This window comes from Xanthomonas sp. F1, assembly GCF_014199855.1.
In genome coordinates this window covers 205,204-220,608 of the sequence record NZ_JACHOK010000001.1, presented here as the reverse complement: position 1 = coordinate 220,608, position 15,405 = coordinate 205,204, and the positions used below count along the sequence as shown (strand labels likewise).

Annotated in this window: 16 protein-coding genes; 11 read left to right on the top strand and 5 right to left on the bottom strand. The window is 68.1% G+C overall.

Annotation, left to right across the window (positions count from 1 at the left end; all coding sequences use genetic code 11):
- Window positions 1-92: 92 nt before the first annotated feature.
- The 5 genes from petA to GGR71_RS00945 all read left to right on the top strand — a co-directional run bounded on the left by petA (window position 93) and on the right by GGR71_RS00945 (window position 4,038).
- On the top strand, window positions 93-722 hold the full coding sequence (gene petA / locus GGR71_RS00965) for a ubiquinol-cytochrome c reductase iron-sulfur subunit (protein ID WP_048489887.1): 630 nt from the start codon (window positions 93-95) through the stop codon (window positions 720-722).
- A 3-nt stretch (window positions 723-725) separates the two neighbouring features.
- Entirely contained in the window at window positions 726-1,988 is a 1,263-nt protein-coding gene (locus tag GGR71_RS00960; RefSeq protein ID WP_048489888.1) for a cytochrome b, read from the top strand.
- On the top strand, window positions 1,981-2,727 hold the full coding sequence (locus tag GGR71_RS00955) for a cytochrome c1 (protein WP_160957094.1): 747 nt from the start codon (window positions 1,981-1,983) through the stop codon (window positions 2,725-2,727). The genes GGR71_RS00960 and GGR71_RS00955 overlap by 8 nt, the downstream gene beginning before the upstream one ends.
- 170 nt (window positions 2,728-2,897) lie before the next feature.
- On the top strand, window positions 2,898-3,533 hold the full coding sequence (locus tag GGR71_RS00950) for a glutathione S-transferase N-terminal domain-containing protein (protein ID WP_010342124.1): 636 nt from the start codon (window positions 2,898-2,900) through the stop codon (window positions 3,531-3,533).
- A 73-nt stretch (window positions 3,534-3,606) separates the two neighbouring features.
- Complete coding sequence (locus GGR71_RS00945) at window positions 3,607-4,038, top strand: ClpXP protease specificity-enhancing factor (protein ID WP_010342123.1); 432 nt, start codon at window positions 3,607-3,609, stop codon at window positions 4,036-4,038.
- Between the two features lie 316 nt (window positions 4,039-4,354).
- Here GGR71_RS00945 and GGR71_RS00940 read toward each other — a convergent pair whose 3' ends face one another.
- The 4 genes from GGR71_RS00940 to GGR71_RS00925 form a co-directional block, all read right to left on the bottom strand.
- Entirely contained in the window at window positions 4,355-4,699 is a 345-nt protein-coding gene (locus tag GGR71_RS00940; protein WP_160957093.1) for a DUF3301 domain-containing protein, read from the bottom strand.
- 274 nt (window positions 4,700-4,973) lie between these two features.
- Complete coding sequence (locus GGR71_RS00935; RefSeq protein ID WP_160957092.1) at window positions 4,974-6,122, bottom strand: DUF2272 domain-containing protein; 1,149 nt, start codon at window positions 6,120-6,122, stop codon at window positions 4,974-4,976.
- A gap of 294 nt (window positions 6,123-6,416) precedes the next feature.
- Window positions 6,417-7,295: a carboxylating nicotinate-nucleotide diphosphorylase gene (gene nadC / locus GGR71_RS00930; RefSeq protein ID WP_160957091.1), complete on the bottom strand. Its 879-nt coding sequence runs from the start codon at window positions 7,293-7,295 to the stop codon at window positions 6,417-6,419.
- The gene (locus GGR71_RS00925) at window positions 7,292-7,561 is read right to left on the bottom strand and encodes a Trm112 family protein (protein WP_010342118.1); all 270 of its coding nucleotides are present in this window, start codon (window positions 7,559-7,561) and stop codon (window positions 7,292-7,294) included. The genes nadC and GGR71_RS00925 overlap by 4 nt, the downstream gene beginning before the upstream one ends.
- 58 nt (window positions 7,562-7,619) lie before the next feature.
- Between GGR71_RS00925 and purE the strand changes: the two genes are divergently transcribed.
- Window positions 7,620-8,123: a 5-(carboxyamino)imidazole ribonucleotide mutase gene (gene purE, locus GGR71_RS00920; protein WP_160957090.1), complete on the top strand. Its 504-nt coding sequence runs from the start codon at window positions 7,620-7,622 to the stop codon at window positions 8,121-8,123.
- Window positions 8,120-9,268, top strand: coding sequence for a 5-(carboxyamino)imidazole ribonucleotide synthase (locus GGR71_RS00915; protein WP_160957089.1), 1,149 nt, complete (start codon window positions 8,120-8,122; stop codon window positions 9,266-9,268). Before purE ends, GGR71_RS00915 begins: the two co-directional genes overlap by 4 nt.
- Window positions 9,269-9,350: 82 nt before the next feature.
- Here the strand turns inward: GGR71_RS00915 and GGR71_RS00910 are convergent, their stop codons facing one another.
- On the bottom strand, window positions 9,351-9,929 hold the full coding sequence (locus GGR71_RS00910) for a superoxide dismutase (RefSeq protein WP_160957088.1): 579 nt from the start codon (window positions 9,927-9,929) through the stop codon (window positions 9,351-9,353).
- A 125-nt stretch (window positions 9,930-10,054) separates the two neighbouring features.
- Here GGR71_RS00910 and grxD point away from each other — a divergent pair, with 125 nt between their 5' ends.
- The 4 genes from grxD (at window position 10,055) to GGR71_RS00890 (ending at window position 15,329) form a co-directional block, all read left to right on the top strand.
- The gene (gene grxD, locus GGR71_RS00905) at window positions 10,055-10,375 is read left to right on the top strand and encodes a Grx4 family monothiol glutaredoxin (protein WP_010342114.1); all 321 of its coding nucleotides are present in this window, start codon (window positions 10,055-10,057) and stop codon (window positions 10,373-10,375) included.
- The gene (locus tag GGR71_RS00900; RefSeq protein ID WP_160957087.1) at window positions 10,372-11,112 is read left to right on the top strand and encodes an SDR family NAD(P)-dependent oxidoreductase; all 741 of its coding nucleotides are present in this window, start codon (window positions 10,372-10,374) and stop codon (window positions 11,110-11,112) included. Before grxD ends, GGR71_RS00900 begins: the two co-directional genes overlap by 4 nt.
- Complete coding sequence (locus GGR71_RS00895) at window positions 11,109-11,708, top strand: YhgN family NAAT transporter (protein WP_160957086.1); 600 nt, start codon at window positions 11,109-11,111, stop codon at window positions 11,706-11,708. The genes GGR71_RS00900 and GGR71_RS00895 overlap by 4 nt, the downstream gene beginning before the upstream one ends.
- Before the next feature lie 399 nt (window positions 11,709-12,107).
- On the top strand, window positions 12,108-15,329 hold the full coding sequence (locus tag GGR71_RS00890) for a TonB-dependent receptor (protein WP_160957201.1): 3,222 nt from the start codon (window positions 12,108-12,110) through the stop codon (window positions 15,327-15,329).
- Window positions 15,330-15,405 lie beyond the last annotated feature (76 nt).

Below are 15,405 nucleotides of genomic sequence, written 5' to 3'. Positions count from 1 at the left end.
GGTTCCGCTACACTGCAGTGGATTCAGTGCGGCTCGACCCCCACCGAGCTGCTGGCAGCCTCACGCTACCCAATCACAGATCGGAGTGCCGGATGGCCAACGATGGGGTCAACGATTCTGTAAATGTAGGACGCCGCCGCTTTCTCACCGCCACCACGTCCGTCGTGGGCGCGGTCGGTGCGGGGTTCGTCGCGGTTCCTTTCATCAAGTCCTGGAATCCGAGCGCAAAGGCCAAGCTGGCCGGCGCGCCGGTCACCGCCGACATCAGTGCTCTCCAGGAAGGCCAGCGCCTGATCCTGGAGTGGCGCGGCCAGCCGATCTGGATCGTCAAGCGTTCCAAGGCGATGCTCGATGCATTGCCGTCGCTCGACGGCCGGCTCAAGGATCCGGAGTCCACCAACAAGGACCAGCAGCCGGACTACGTACTGAAGAATCCGGAGTACCGCTCGATCAAGCCCGACGTCTCGGTGCTGGTCGGCCTGTGCACCCATCTGGGCTGCTCGCCGGAAATGGTCGCCGAGATCCGTCCCGAACCCTACGACCCCGACTGGAAGGGCGGCTATTTCTGCCCTTGCCACAAGTCGCGCTTCGATATGTCCGGACGCGTGTTCCAGGGGGTGCCGGCGCCGATCAACCTGCTGGTGCCGCCGCACCATTACCAGGACGACAACACGCTGGTGATCGGCGTGGACCCGAGCGCGTCCGCGAAGGGAGGGGCATAAGTCATGGCCGACAACATCCTCACCCGCACCGCGGGCAACGTGTTCGACTGGGTCAACGAGCGCGCCCCTGGGCTGATGCCGTTCTACCGCAAGCACGTCACCGAGTACTACGCGCCGAAGAACTTCAACCTCTGGTACTACTTCGGCTCGCTGGCCATGGTGGTGTTGGTCAACCAGATCGTCACCGGCATCTTCCTGACGATGCACTACAAGACCAGCGCGGCCGAGGCGTTCAACTCGGTCGAGTACATCATGCGCGACGTCGAGTGGGGCTGGCTGATCCGCTACATGCACTCCACCGGCGCATCGCTGTTCTTCATCGTGGTGTACCTGCACATGTTCCGCGGGCTGATGTACGGCAGCTACAAGAAGCCGCGCGAGCTGGTGTGGATCCTGGGCATGCTGATCTACCTGGTGCTGATGGCCGAAGCCTTCATGGGCTACGTGCTGCCCTGGGGGCAGATGTCGTTCTGGGGCGCCAAGGTGATCATCTCGCTGTTCGGCGCGATCCCGGTGATCGGCAACGGCCTGACCGAGTGGATCATGGGCGACTACCTGCCGTCCGACGCCACGCTCAACCGCTTCTTCGCCCTGCACGTGATTGCCCTGCCGCTGGTGCTGTTGCTGCTGGTGGTGCTGCACCTGGGCGCACTGCACGAGGTCGGTTCCAACAACCCCGACGGCGTGGAGATCAAGAAGGGTCCCAAGGGCAACCGCTGGAGCCCGATCAAGCCCGCCGACGGCATCCCGTTCCATCCGTACTACACGGTCAAGGACCTGGTCGGCGTCGGCTTCCTGCTGATGATCGGCGCCTTCATCATCTTCTTCGTGCCCGGCTTCGGCGGCCTGTTCCTGGAACACGACAACTTCACCGAGGCCAACCGCCTGGTGACGCCGGAGCACATCAAGCCGGTCTGGTACTACACCCCGTACTACGCGATGTTGCGGGTGGTGCCGAACAAGCTCGGCGGCGTGCTGGTGATGTTCTCGGCGATCGCGATCCTGTTCCTGGTGCCCTGGCTGGACCGCGCCAAGGTCAAGTCGATCCGCTACCGCGGCTGGATCTCGCGGGTGATGCTGGGAATCCTGGTGGTGTGCTTCGTCTGGCTCGGCGTGATCGGTTCCGGCCCCGGCACCGAGATCATCGAGACCTACATCGGCCGCGTGCTGACCGTGCTGTATTTCGCCTTCTTCCTGACGATGCCGATATGGACCTCGCTGGATCGAACCAAGCCGGTGCCGGAGCGGGTGAGCAGCCATGACTAAGCGCCTGATCGCCGTGCTCGCTGGCTTCGCGTCGGCCTTGCTGCTCTCCGCCTCGGCCATGGCCGCCGAGGGCGGCGCCACCCTGCAGGCCGGCAACGACCTGGGCGACCGCGCCTCGCTGCAACGCGGCGCCAAGCTGTTCATGAACTACTGTTCCGGCTGTCATTCGCTGAAGTACCTGCGTTACCAGCGCATGGCCGAGGATCTGGGCCTGAGCGAGGACGAGGTGATGCACAACCTCAACTTCACCGGCGCCAAGATCGGCGAACACATCGAGACGGCGATGCCGCACGATGCGGCGACCAAGTGGTTCGGCAAGGCGCCGCCGGACCTGAGTCTGATCGCCCGCGTGCGCGGTACTGACTGGGTCTACACCTACCTCAAGTCGTTCTATCTCGACCAGTCGCGGCCGCTGGGCTGGAACAACAAGCTGTTCGCCAACGCCTCCATGCCCAATCCGCTGTGGGACCTGCAGGGCCTGCAACAGCCGGTCTACGGCAAGGCCGAGCAGCCGGGCGTGGACAAGCCGGTGGAGCGGCTGCAGCTGGCGACGCCGGGCAAGCAGAGCCCGGTCGAGTTCGACCAGACCGTGCGCGACATCAGCAATTTCCTCGAATACGCCGGCGAGCCGGCGGCGCTGAAGCGGCAGAGTCTGGGCGTGTGGGTGGTGCTGTTCCTGGCGCTGCTGACCTTCCTGGCCTATCTGCTGAAGAAGGAATACTGGAAGGACGTGCATTGAGCGGCGGCCGTTTCGGCCGCCTCCCGGCTGCACCGTTGCTGAGCCGATCCCCTGTTCATCCTATTGGCTTTTGTGAGCGAGGGTTGCACACTCAGGGGCCGTGACGACCGTCCGCAATGTGCGGGCGGCGTCGATGCGGCCGGCGGATTCCGGCCGTCGGAGAGCCTTGAATGGCGGCGAGTTTGCGCATGCGAAATACCTTGACGTTGTTTTCCTCCACGGATGATGTCCTGTGCCACCGCGTCCGCCTGGTGCTCGCGGCCAAGGGTGTGACCTACGATTTCGTGGCGGTGGATCCGCAGAATCCGCCGGAAGACCTGATCGACCTGAATCCCTACCATTCCGTGCCGACGCTGGTCGAGCGCGAGCTGGTGCTTTACGCCGCCTCGGTGGTCAGCGAGTACCTGGACGAACGCTATCCACATCCGCCGCTGATGCCGGTCGACCCGCTCTCGCGCGCACGCCTGCGCCTGGCGATGCTGCGCATCGAGCACGACTGGGTGCCGCAGGTGCAGGCGATCCAGCTCGGCAACAAGGCCCAGGCCGAAGCCGGGCGCAAGCGCCTGAAGGAACTGCTGACCGCCTCGGTGCCGCTGTTCAAGGCCAGCAAGTTCTTCCTCAATCCGGAGATGAGCCTGGCCGATTGCGCGATGGCGCCGATCATCTGGCGCCTGCAGGCGCTGGACATCCCGCTGCCGAAGGACGGCAAGGCGATCGAGGATTACGGCAACCGCATCTTCCGCAATCCCGGTTTCATCCGCAGCCTGACCGACCAGGAAAAGAAACTGCGCGACCTGCCGGCATGATGCCGTCCGTCGCGCGGTCCCCGCTGTGTTCCGAGCTGTACCGGCGTCGCGCGCCGGCACGTAGAATGGGCGCATGACCGAAGACACTTCCCGCATGACCAGCCATCGCCCGTACCTGCTGCGGGCGCTGGTGGAATGGATCAACGACAACGGCATGACCCCGCACATCCTGGTGGATGCGGGCCTGCCCGGCGTGCAGGTGCCGCCGAGCGCGGTCAAGGACGGGCGGGTGGTGCTCAACATCGCCGAGCGCGCGGTGGTACGTCTGCAGATCGACAACGACGGGGTCAGCTTCACTGCCCGCTTCGGCGGCGTCAGCTACCCGGTGCAGGTGCCGATGTCGGCCGTGTTGGCGGTCTACGCGCGCGAAACCGGGCAGGGCATGGCGCTGCCGGACGATATCCACGGCGCCAGCGAGCCACCGGGCGACGACACCCCGCCACCGCCGCGTCCGGGCGGTTCCGACGACGCCGGCAAGCGCCCGCGCCTGCGCGTGGTCAAGTAAGCAGCGGATGCGCGGCCTCGGTGGTCGCGCGTTGGCCCCGCGCGTTGGTGTTTTCGGTGCGCACGCATCCCACGCACCGCGTTCCGTCGTAGGAGCGGCTTCAGCCGCGACGGGCGTTACCGGTAAAGCCGATCACGGCTGAAACCGCTCCTGCAACAGGCGGGGCGTATCCCTGCGAATGTCCGCTGGACGCGCCGGTGTCGAGGATCGAGGACGGTCGCCGTCCATTCCAGGTGGCACGCGAAGCGGTGTCGACCTCACCTTTGCTGTCGCCCGGAGGCCGCACGCCATTGGTGCGCAGTCGTGATGACTCGGCTCAGTCGCGCTGCGCGCGCGCTTCCTGCAGGCTGCTCACGCTGGCCACCGACGGCCCGCTGAAGGCGATCAATTGGTCGCCGAGCAACACCAGGCGCCCGCTGTGGCGGTCGGTGCCATCGTAGGAATAGTCGAAGCGGAAGCTGCGCTCGAAGCCGAGCCAGCCGTTGGGCAGGCGCCGCAGGCGCAGGCCGGTACCGTGCACGCTCTGGTCCAGCCACTGCACATCGGCAGCCTTGCAGGCATTGCGGCCGAGGATTTCGGCGCGTTCGGCGGCAGCGCGCGAGGCGTTCCAGAACGCGAACACCGCGGCGCCGGCGATCATCAACAGGATCAGACTGGGCATGGCGCCACTGTAGCGAGGCGCCGGTAGGCGGGCAATCTTGCTTCGGGCCGAGATTGGGGATGCGGGAATGGGGATTGGCAAGAGCCGCGCCCTTGACCGGCGTCGCGCGCTGCTTGCGGCTGTCTGGGGCGAGGGTGCCGCGGCTGACGGACGCCTCCAGGCCTCACCATGGTCCTGAGCGAGGCACGTGCACGGCCTTGATGACGCGAGGTGTGCGTCCACCGGAATCTCGGTGTCGAGAGGTGCCCTGACGTCACGATCGGGCGAATACGCCTCAGCGCTGTGGCTGTGACTGCGGTTCGGTCCTGGGTGCCTGGTGACCGTTGGGCGCGGTGGGTTGCGGCGGTGCTGGTACCGCGGTGGGGACGGGTGATGCCGCCGCTGGCGTGTTCGGGCTCGTGGGTGGTGCGGGCAGTGCCGGCGGGGTGGCGGGCGTGCCGGGGGCCGCGCCGGCCGCGGGCGCGGCTGGCGTCGTCATCGGCGCGGCGGCGGGATCGGTCGGGACGGTCGGTAGCAGCACCTGCGCCTGCGGTTGCAGCTTCAGCAGGGCCGACCAGTCCTGGCGGTTGAAGTCGCACAGTTCCTCGTGGCCGGGCGTGCATTCGAGTGCGGCGCCTTCGTCGTTCTGATCCTGCGCCAGCGGCGCATCCAGTTGCAGGCGCCCACTGCGGTCCAGTTTGAGCTTGCGCATGGTCACCGCGTTGAACACGTTGCCACCGATCAGGTACAGGGTCTGGTCGCCGCCGACATTGGCCGCGACCACGATGTCGCAATGCGATTCCCAGGGCAGCGGGCGGCCGCGCGCCAGCGCCTCGCGCAGGCCGGCGGTGCCGACCGGCTGCCGGCGTCCGCGCAGGAAGCACAGCAGGTCGCCGGGGGCAGGCTTTTCCTGCTGCGGGTCGGCAAAACGATAGGGAAGGCCGTCGGCGCCGGCCTGGTAGGCGGCACGGATGTAGTCGATATGCCGGATCGAGGTGCGGAAGCCGGCCACACCGGCGCGCACCATGACGTAGGACACGAAGGCCGCCGACCACGGGTTGTCGACGATGAAGGCGCGGCAGTCGTTTTCGCGATAGCGCGACCCGTCCAGCTGCTGGCAGCTCTCGGCGCCGTCGAAGCGGCCCATCGCGCCCAGCGTGCCGCTGTCGCGCCAGTAGGCGGCGACACGCTGCCAGGCTTCGATGCCGTCGTCGGCAAGGTCGGCGCGCTCGGCCTCGGTCACGCGCAGGCCGGCCAGGCGGCCGTCGCGATCGATGAACGGGCGCCACCACAGTCGGTGCTCGTTGCAGGCGGTGCGCACGATCGCCACCGCCGCCGGGGTCAGGCCGAAGCGCGGCGGCAGATCGCAGACTTCCGCGGCCGCGGCGCGGTCGGCGGGAAACAGGGCGGCGACACACAGCAACGCGAACCAGGGGCGGAACATCGGCGAACTCGGCGGGGAGTGGAGCGCGCAGCGTCGCAGAGCGGCGTTGGCGCGGCCGTGAAGTGTAGGGCGCGCCGCGCGCTCCAGGCAGGTCGCGCCGTGCTGGCTAGCGCGTTTGTCGGCGGATCAGGCGCTTCGCGATTTGCCCTTGGGGTGGCGGGACTCATCCAGCGAGGGCTGACGCGCTCAACGTCCGTCATGCGTCATGCATACAGGCGTGCACCACGAAGGTGTGTCCGCGTTCGCCGGTGGTGGATTCGCCGCGCGGTCGTCTCGTTCGCGCGGCTCTGGCCGCTACTGCGGCGGCATTCCGAGTTTCAGCGACAGATCCACGGCCTGCACGTGCTTGGTCAGGGCGCCGATGGAGATGCAGTCGACACCGTCCTCTGCGATCGCGCGCACCGCGTCCAGGTCGACACCGCCGGAGACTTCCAGCGGAATCGCGCGGCTGAATGGTGCGGCGGTGGCGATCGCCACCGCCTTGCGGCGTTGCTGTGCGGTGAAGTCGTCGATCAGGACGCGGTCGCAACCGGCCTGCAGTGCTTCGCGCAGCTGGTCCAGGGTTTCCACTTCCACCACCAGCGGCAGTGCGGGCCATTGCGCGCGCGCGGCGGCCACCGCCGCGGGCAGCGAGCCGGCGGCGTGGATGTGGTTCTCCTTGAGCATCACCGTGTCGTACAGGCCGATGCGATGGTTGCTGCCGCCACCGCAGCGGACCGCGTACTTCTGCGCCAGGCGCAGGCCGGGCAGGGTCTTGCGCGTGTCCAGGATGCGCGCGCCGGTGCCGGCGACCGCGGCCACGTAGGCGGCGGTGGCGGTGGCGGTGGCCGACAGGGTCTGCAGGAAGTTCAGCGAGGCGCGCTCGGCGCTGACCAGGGCGCGGCTGCGCCCGTGCAGCAGGGCGAGCACGGTGCCGGCGGCCACGCGCTGGCCTTCGGCCACGTGCCAGTCGATCCGAACCTGCGGATCCAGCGCCCGATGGCAGGCGTCGAACCAGGGGCGGCCGGCGATCACCGCGTCCTGCTTGCACAGCAGGTAGGCGCTGTCGGCGCGGTCGGGCAACAGCGCGGCAGTGACGTCGCCGCTGCCGAGGTCCTCGGCCAGCGCGCGTGCTACGTCTGCGGCGATCAGGTCCGCGGCGGGCGCCTGCAATGGCGCCGTGTCGCGGCTCATTTGGCCGGGAAGTCGGCGAGCTGGGCGGTGCCGATGGCTTCTTCGGCCAGCAGCACCGGAATGCCGTCGTCGACGCGGAACACCTGCTTGCGGTCGCGGGTGATCAGGGCTTCGCGCAGCGGTTGCGCCTGCGCACTGCCATCGGCGCGCTGCACGCCGCCGGCGGCGATGGCGCGGTTCAACGCCTCCAGGCCGCGCGCCTCCAGCAGCGCCAGCGGTTGGCGGGTGTCGGGCGAGCACAGCAGGTCGAGCAGTTTGCGGTCCATCCGGTCTTCGTCTTGCGTGGAAGACGGCTAGAATACGTCTTTAAGGCAGGTGACGGCCATGACCTCCAAGCAAACCGCGCCGCTCGTCGGCATCGTGATGGGTTCCCGCTCCGACTGGGAGACCATGCAGCATGCGGCGCAGAAACTCGATGCGCTGGGCGTGCCCTATGAAGTGAAGGTGGTGTCGGCGCACCGCACCCCGGACGTGTTGTTCGCCTATGCCGAGCAAGCGGCCGCGCGCGGCCTGCGTGCGATCGTGGCCGGCGCCGGCGGCGCCGCGCACCTGCCGGGCATGCTGGCGGCCAAGACCGCGGTGCCGGTGCTGGGCGTGCCGGTGCAGTCCAAGGCGCTCAATGGCATGGATTCGCTGCTGTCGATCGTGCAGATGCCGGCCGGCATCCCGGTGGCCACGTTTGCGATCGGCGTTGCCGGTGCGGCCAACGCCGCGTTGTTCGCTGCGGCGATGCTGGCCCACGACCATGCCGAGATCGGTGCCGCGCTGGGCGAGTTCCGCCAGCGCCAGACCGACGAGGTGATGGCCAAGGACGATCCGCGCCAATGACCACCGTCGGCATTCTGGGGGCGGGGCAGTTGGCGCGCATGCTGGCGGTGGCCGGCGTCCCGCTGGGCCTGCGCTTCGCGCTGCTGGATCCGGCGGCCGATGCCTGCGCTGGGCAGGTGGCGCCGCTGCGGGTCGGCGACTATGCCGACCAGGCCGCGCTGGCCGCGTTCGCGGACGCGGTCGACGTGGCGACCTTCGATTTCGAGAACGTGCCGGCGGACAGCGCCGCGGCCCTGGCCGGACAGGTGCCGGTGTTCCCGAGCCCGGATGCGCTGGCCGTGGCGCAGGACCGCCTGGCCGAGAAGACCCTGTTTCGCGAGCTCGGCATTCCGGTGCCGGCCTTCGCCGCGATCGACACGCGCGCCGATCTGGACGCGGCGCTGGCGCAGGTCGGTACGCCGTGCATCCTCAAGACCCGCCGGCTCGGCTACGACGGCAAGGGCCAGTTCCGCATCGCCTCCGCCGCCGATGCCAACGCGGCATGGGATGCGCTGGGCGCGCAGGCGGCCAGCGTCGGCCTGATCGCCGAGGCGTTCGTGCCGTTCCAGCGCGAGGTCAGCGTGGTGGCAGTGCGCGGCCGCGATGGCGAATTCCGCACCTGGCCGCTGACCGAGAACTGGCACGTGCATGGCGTGCTCTCGGCCAGCCTGGCCCCGGCGCAGGCCGATGGCGCGCTGGAGCAGGCGGCGGTGGCGCATGCGCGGGCCCTGGCCGAGCGTCTGCAGTACGTGGGCGTGTTCGCGCTGGAACTGTTCTGCCGCGACGGCGAGCTGCTGGCCAACGAGATGGCGCCGCGCGTGCACAACTCCGGCCACTGGACCATCGAAGGTGCGGAAACCTCGCAGTTCGAGAACCATCTGCGCGCGGTGCTGGGGCTGCCGTTGGGCTCCACGCGCATGCGCGGCCATGCCTGCATGCTCAACTGGATCGGCGCGATGCCCGATGCCACGCCGGTCCTGGCGCAGCCCGGCGGTCACTGGCACGACTACGGCAAGGAGCCGCGCGAGGGCCGCAAGGTCGGCCACGCCACCTTGCGCGAGGACACGCCCGAGGCGCTGGCGCAGGCCCTGCAGGCCGTGGGCACGCAACTGCAGCGCCAGACCCAGGTCGCCCCGGTGATCGCCGCCCTGCGCGGCGAGCGCTGAACCAGCGGCAGCAAGCCCAGGCGCCACCTGGGCCAGGCAACGGCGGCCACGGCCGCCGCTCCTGCGACTCCCCAATCCCGACTCAACGCAGATTGGACGCCGCGAATTCCCAATTGACCAGCTTCCAGAACGCCTGCAGATAGCGCGCGCGGTCGCCGGGGTGGTCGATGTAGTACGCGTGTTCCCAGACGTCGCAGGCCAGCAGCGGCGTGTCGTCGCCGGTCAGCGGGGTGCCGGCGTTGGCGGTGCTGACCACGGCCAGGTTGCCGTCCGGACGCTGCACCAGCCAGACCCAGCCGGAGCCGAACAGCGCCAGCGCCATGCGCTCGAACTCGGCCTTGAACCGTGCCACGTCGCCGAAGCTCTTGGCCAGGCGCTCGCCGAGTGCGCCGGCGGGTTCGCCGCCGCCGCGCGGGCGCAGGCCGCGCCAATAGAACTCGTGGTTCCAGACCTCGGCCGCCTCCTGGAACAGCCGACCCTGGGCGCGCCGCAGCAGGTCCGGCAGCGCCAGCTCGGCCAGGTCGCTGCCGGCCAGTCGCGCATTGAGCCGCTCCACCAGGGCGCGCTGATGCTGGCCATGGTGCTGTTCCACCGCGGCAGCGGACAGGTGCGGGGCCAGCGCTGCAGCGGCGTAGGGCAGGGGAGCGAGTTCGATGGGCATGGATCCTCTGGCGGTTTCGGGCGCGCGTCGCGGTACTGCCGCGCGCAGGGCTTACACTATGCGGCTACGCGAGAGTCTAGCCGACCGCCAAGGTCGTTCTTTCGCCCCAGCAGGAGAGAACCCGCATGCAGGTGATGGAGCGCATCCAGGCCGACGTCGAACGCCATCCCATCGTGTTGTTCATGAAGGGCACGCCGCAGTACCCGATGTGCGGCTTTTCCAGCCGCGCGTTGCAGGCGCTGCTGGCCGCCGGCGCCGACCGCCTGCACACCGTCAACGTGCTCGACGAACCGGAGATCCGCGCCAACCTGCCGCGCTACTCGAACTGGCCGACGTTCCCGCAGCTGTTCATCCATGGCGAGCTGATCGGCGGCTGCGACATCACCATGGAACTGTTCGAGTCCGGCGAGCTGCAGCGCATCGTGACCGAGGCCTACCAGTCGTGAGCGCGCCTGCGTCGCCGCCGGCCGGCGCGCTGGCGCAGCGGGTGATCCTGGTCAGCGGCGCCGCCGGCGGGCTCGGCAGCGCCGCAGCGCTGGCCTGCGCCCAGGCCGGCGCCACCGTGGTCCTGCTCGGGCACAAGCCGGCGCGCCTGAACCGGGTCTACGACGCGATCGCCGCCGTCGGCGCCGCGCCGCTGCTGTATCCCCTGGACCTGCTCGGCGCCACCCCGCCGGACTACGCGACCCTGGCCGAGCGCCTGCAGGGCGAGCTCGGCCGCCTGGACGGGCTGCTGCACTGCGCCGCCGACTTCGCCGGGCTGACCCCGTTCGAACACGCCGATCCGGCCCAGTTCGCGCGCGCGATCCACGTCAATCTGACCGCCGCGGCCTGGCTGACCCAGGCCTGCCTGCCGTTGCTGCGGCAGGCCGAGGATGCCGCCATCGTCTTCGCGGTGGACGATCCAGCGCGGGTCGGCCAGGCCTACTGGGGCGGCTACGGCGCGGCCCAGCACGGTCGCCGCGGCCTGTTGGCGAGCCTGCACGGCGAACTGGCCGCCTCGCGCGTGCGCGTGGCCGGCCTGCAGCCGGGGCCGATGCGCACCGCCTTGCGCGCCCGTGCCTACACCCATCAAGAAGACCTCGACGCGGTCGACCCGGCGCGCTACGCCGGCGCCTGTGTCGAACTGCTGTCGCCCGCCGGCGCCGCGCACCGCGGCGTGATCTGGAATCCCCTGGCATGACCATCCTGTCGGCAGCGTTGCTGCTGTTCCTGATCCTCGACCCGCTGGGCAACATCCCGGTGTTCCTCAGCGTGCTCAAGCCGCTGCCGGCGCGGCGCCAGCGCATCGTGCTGGCGCGCGAACTGCTGATCGCGTTGGGGGTGCTGATGGGCTTCCTGTGGGGCGGCAAGTACGCCCTGGAAGTGATGCACCTGCGCCAGGAGTCGGTGGCGATCGCCGGGGGCATCGTGCTGTTCCTGATCGGCATCCGCATGATCTTCCCGCGCCCGGAGGGGCTGATGGGCGAGATTCCCGACGGCGAGCCCTTCATCGTGCCGCTGGCCATCCCGCTCGTGGCCGGCCCCTCCGGCATGGCCGCGGTGATGCTGATGGGCAGCAACGAGCCGACCCGGCTGGGCGAATGGAGCCTGGCGCTGATCCTGGCCTGGCTGGCGACCTCGGCCCTGCTGTTCTCCGGCACGCTGCTGTACAAGCTGCTCGGCATGCGCGTGCTGACCGCGGTCGAGCGGCTGATGGGCATGTTGCTGGTGGCGATCTCGGTGCAGATGTTCCTGGACGGGATCAGCGCCTACCTGAAGCTGCCGGTCGCCGGCTGAGGCCGACCGCCGGGCGGTGAGCGCCGTGGGGACGGCGCGGTGTTGGCCGGAAGGGGGCATGGCGCCCATGCCAGGCCGTTGGCCTGGGCAGGGGGTACGGCCGGGGCGCAGGGCACTGCGGCCGATCGCCATCCTGGACCGCCCCCGATCCTGTCCTGGTCATGTCGCCGATGCCCGCCAGACTGGGATCTGCGTCTTGTGATGTCCGCTTGTGCCGGACTGTCACGATTCGGCAACAAATTGGCCCTATGGTGTTAAACTCATGTTAACCCTTGCGGGGAATCGGCAAGGGTGACCAACCCCCATTCCGCGGCCGTGCGCCCGTACTCGCACGGCACTGCCATGCGCATTTCGTCAAACTCCATCGAGGCTATTGCAATGATTCAACCCCGTCTGCGGATGTCCAAGCTCACCCTGGGCCTGGTTGCGGCGCTGGCCGCTGCGCCGGTGTTCGCCCAGAGCACCTCCGCCGGTGTCGGCGGTGTGGTGACCCATGGTGGCCAGCCGGTCGCCGGCGCCGAGGTGACCATCACCCACGTCGAGTCGGGCACGGTCAGCCGCGCCACCACCGATGCCGCCGGTCGCTACAACGCGCGCGGCCTGCGCGTCGGTGGTCCGTACAGCATCACCATCACCAAGTCGGGCGACGGCACCAAGACCGAAGACGGCGTGTACCTGAGCGTCAACCAGAACGCCACCATCAACGCCGACCTGACCGGCGACATGGCTGCGCCGACCACGCTGGAGACGGTCAATGCCGTCGCCATCGCCACCGGCTCGGAAGTGTTCAGCGCCACCAAGATGGGCTCGGGCACCAATGTCGGCCGCGAGCAGATCGAAGCGCTGCCGTCGATCAACGGCAACATCCAGGACTACATGCGCCTGGATCCGCGCGTGGCCTTCGTCGATCGCGCCTCGGGCACGATCAGCGCCGGCGGCCTGAACCCGCGCTACAACTCGATCAACATCGACGGCGTCTCGGCCAGCGACACCTTCGGCCTGGAAGGCAACAACATGACCACCCGGCGTCAGCCGGTGTCGATGGAGGCGATCGAAGCCATCGACGTCAACCTGTCCAACTACGACGTCAGCATCGCCAGCGCCGCCGGCGCCACCGTCAACGCGGTGACCAAGTCCGGTACCAACGAGTTCCACGGCTCGGTGTACGGCAGCTATCGCGATGGCGACTGGTTCGGCGACAACCCGGACGGCAGCAAGTTCAACGGCTTCACCAAGGAGAAAACCTACGGCGCGACCTTCGGCGGCCCGATCGTCAAGGACAAGCTGTTCTTCTTCGCCAACTACGAGAAGTTCCAGCAGGACGCGCCGGGCCTCGACCTGGGCAGCACCGCGCTGGGCAAGGCCAATGCCAAGTACGGCATGGCCGACGTGACCCGCGCCCAGCAGATCGCCAAGAACTACGGCTTCGACGCCGGCACCCTGGACAGCGACGGCAACACCGACCTGAGGGAATACGCGCTCAAGCTCGACTGGAACATCAGCGACAACCACCGCGCCAGCTTCCGCTACAGCAAGCTCGACCAGAGCAAGCTGCGCATCAATGGCGCCGGCAGCTCCAGCCAGGCCTCGCTGAGCTCGTACTGGTACCAGCACGAGAAGTCGGTCGAAAGCTACGTCGGCCAGCTGTTCAGCGACTGGTCCGAGAATTTCTCCACCGAGTTCAAGGTGTCCTACCGCGACTACTCCGCGATCCGCGTGGTGCCGACCAACGCGCCGAGCATCGCCGTGTACTTCGACGGTTCGGTCGCCAACCCGACCGGCGACGTGCTGTACCTGGGCACCGAGACCAACTCGCAGGGCAACATCCTCACCACCAAGACCTGGAACTACTACGGTGCGGGCACCCTGACCCTGGACAACCACAACCTGAAGTTCGGCGTCGACTACAGCACCAACGACATCTACAACCTGTACGGCCGCAACACCTGGGGCGTGTACACCTTCTTCGGCCTGGACAACTTCGCCAGCGGCCGCTGGAGCTCGTACCAGCTCAACCAGGAGCGCAGCCCGGGTTCGATCGCGGCCGACTACAAGAACAACAACCTCGGCCTGTTCGTGCAGGACACCTGGTACGTCAACAACAATCTGACCCTGACCCTGGGCCTGCGCGGCGATCGTGCGAGCGTGAGCTCGGATCCGACCTACAACGCTGCGGCGCAGGCCTACTTCGGCTACGACAACAGCAAGATCTTCAACGGCGATTTCCTGATCCAGCCGCGCTTCGGCTTCAACTACACCTTCGACACCGACCGTCCGACCCAGCTGCGCGGTGGCGTGGGCCTGTTCCAGGGCGATGCGCCGCAGGTGTGGATCGGCAACAGCTACTCCAACACCGGCTTCAACTACAACGCCTACAGCTACACCGCCTACAACCCGGCCCTGCCGTTCAGCGCCAACAAGGACACCCAGCCGGTCCCGACCACGCCGGGTTCCGCGACCCAGGGCGTGAGCTTCGTCGGCAACGACTTCAAGCTGCCGTCGCTGTACAAGGCCAACCTGGCCCTGGATCACGAGCTGCCGTGGTACGGCATCGTGGCCTCGGCCGAGCTGCTGGTGACCAAGGTCAAGGACGGCCTGTACTACAAGAGCCTGAACATCGGTCGCGTCAACGGCCCGGGCCAGGATCCGAGCCCGGCCTACTACGGTCCGGACGGCCGCGCGCTGTACTGGAACCCGTCGCAGACCGGTCGTCCGTGGGCCACCGGCAACAACCGCTACAACCGCAACCAGGCGTACAGCGACGTCTACCTGATCGACAACACCGACAAGGGCAAGACCCAGCAGTTCACCGTGTCGCTGTCCAAGCCGTTCAGCGAAGGCGGCGACTGGTCCTGGACCCTGGGCTACACCTACACCCACGCCACCGAAGTCGGCTCGCTGACCAGCTCCACCGCCAGCTCGGGCTGGGGCTACCAGTACGCGTTCAACGCCAACTCGGAAACCGAGAACACCTCGCGCTACGAGATCAAGGACCGCATCTCCGGCTCGCTGGACTGGAAGCACATGTTCTTCGGCGACTACGAGACCCGCGTGGGCCTGGTCTACGAAGGCCGCAGCGGCCGTCCGTACAGCTACGTGTTCAACGGCGACGCCAACGGCGACGGCCGCTCGACCAACGACCTGTTCTACGTGCCGAAGGGCCCGGGCGACGTGCTGTTCGGCACGCTGAGCAGCACCGGTGCGTTCACCGCGAACCCGGCACTGCAGCAGCAGTTCTTCGACTGGCTGGCCAAGAACCCGCAGCTGGCCAAGTACGCCGGCAGCTACGCCCCGGCCAACGGCTTCCGTTCCGGCTGGATCAACACCTTCGACGTGCGCATCACCCAGCAGCTGCCGGGCTTCTTCAAGGGCCACAAGTCCGAAGTCTGGCTGGACATCCAGAACGTGGGTAACCTGCTGAACAAGAAGTGGGGCCGGATCTACGACTACGGCTTCTATGCCGACGCCCGCGTCGCCAACCTGCAGGGCATCTACCAGGGCAAGTACGTGTACAACACCCTGTACACCGACCAGCCGACGGCTGCCAATGCCGACGCCGACGGTTTCAACACCGGCGTGTCGCAGTGGTCGCTGCAGTTGGGCTTCCGCTATCAGTTCTGATCGCGGCGCAGGCTAGCTGAAGCGTTGGAAACGGCCGGGGCGACCCGGCCGTTTTCCTTTTGTGGGGGCTGACGTT

Excerpts from the sequence above, each read along its gene's own strand:
- petA (WP_048489887.1), top strand. The coding sequence starts at position 93 with ATGGCCAACGATGGGGTCAACGATTCTGTAAATGTAGGACGCCGCCGC.
- GGR71_RS00945 (WP_010342123.1), top strand. The coding sequence starts at position 3,607 with ATGACCGAAGACACTTCCCGCATGACCAGCCATCGCCCGTACCTGCTG.
- grxD (WP_010342114.1), top strand. The coding sequence starts at position 10,055 with ATGCAGGTGATGGAGCGCATCCAGGCCGACGTCGAACGCCATCCCATC.
- purE (WP_160957090.1), top strand. The coding sequence starts at position 7,620 with ATGACCTCCAAGCAAACCGCGCCGCTCGTCGGCATCGTGATGGGTTCC.
- GGR71_RS00915 (WP_160957089.1), top strand. The coding sequence starts at position 8,120 with ATGACCACCGTCGGCATTCTGGGGGCGGGGCAGTTGGCGCGCATGCTG.
- GGR71_RS00895 (WP_160957086.1), top strand. The coding sequence starts at position 11,109 with ATGACCATCCTGTCGGCAGCGTTGCTGCTGTTCCTGATCCTCGACCCG.
- GGR71_RS00940 (WP_160957093.1), bottom strand. The coding sequence starts at position 4,699 with ATGCCCAGTCTGATCCTGTTGATGATCGCCGGCGCCGCGGTGTTCGCG.
- GGR71_RS00925 (WP_010342118.1), bottom strand. The coding sequence starts at position 7,561 with ATGGACCGCAAACTGCTCGACCTGCTGTGCTCGCCCGACACCCGCCAA.
- GGR71_RS00950 (WP_010342124.1), top strand. The coding sequence starts at position 2,898 with ATGGCGGCGAGTTTGCGCATGCGAAATACCTTGACGTTGTTTTCCTCC.
- GGR71_RS00955 (WP_160957094.1), top strand. The coding sequence starts at position 1,981 with ATGACTAAGCGCCTGATCGCCGTGCTCGCTGGCTTCGCGTCGGCCTTG.
- GGR71_RS00890 (WP_160957201.1), top strand. The coding sequence starts at position 12,108 with ATGTCCAAGCTCACCCTGGGCCTGGTTGCGGCGCTGGCCGCTGCGCCG.
- GGR71_RS00910 (WP_160957088.1), bottom strand. The coding sequence starts at position 9,929 with ATGCCCATCGAACTCGCTCCCCTGCCCTACGCCGCTGCAGCGCTGGCC.
- GGR71_RS00960 (WP_048489888.1), top strand. The coding sequence starts at position 726 with ATGGCCGACAACATCCTCACCCGCACCGCGGGCAACGTGTTCGACTGG.
- nadC (WP_160957091.1), bottom strand. The coding sequence starts at position 7,295 with ATGAGCCGCGACACGGCGCCATTGCAGGCGCCCGCCGCGGACCTGATC.
- GGR71_RS00935 (WP_160957092.1), bottom strand. The coding sequence starts at position 6,122 with ATGTTCCGCCCCTGGTTCGCGTTGCTGTGTGTCGCCGCCCTGTTTCCC.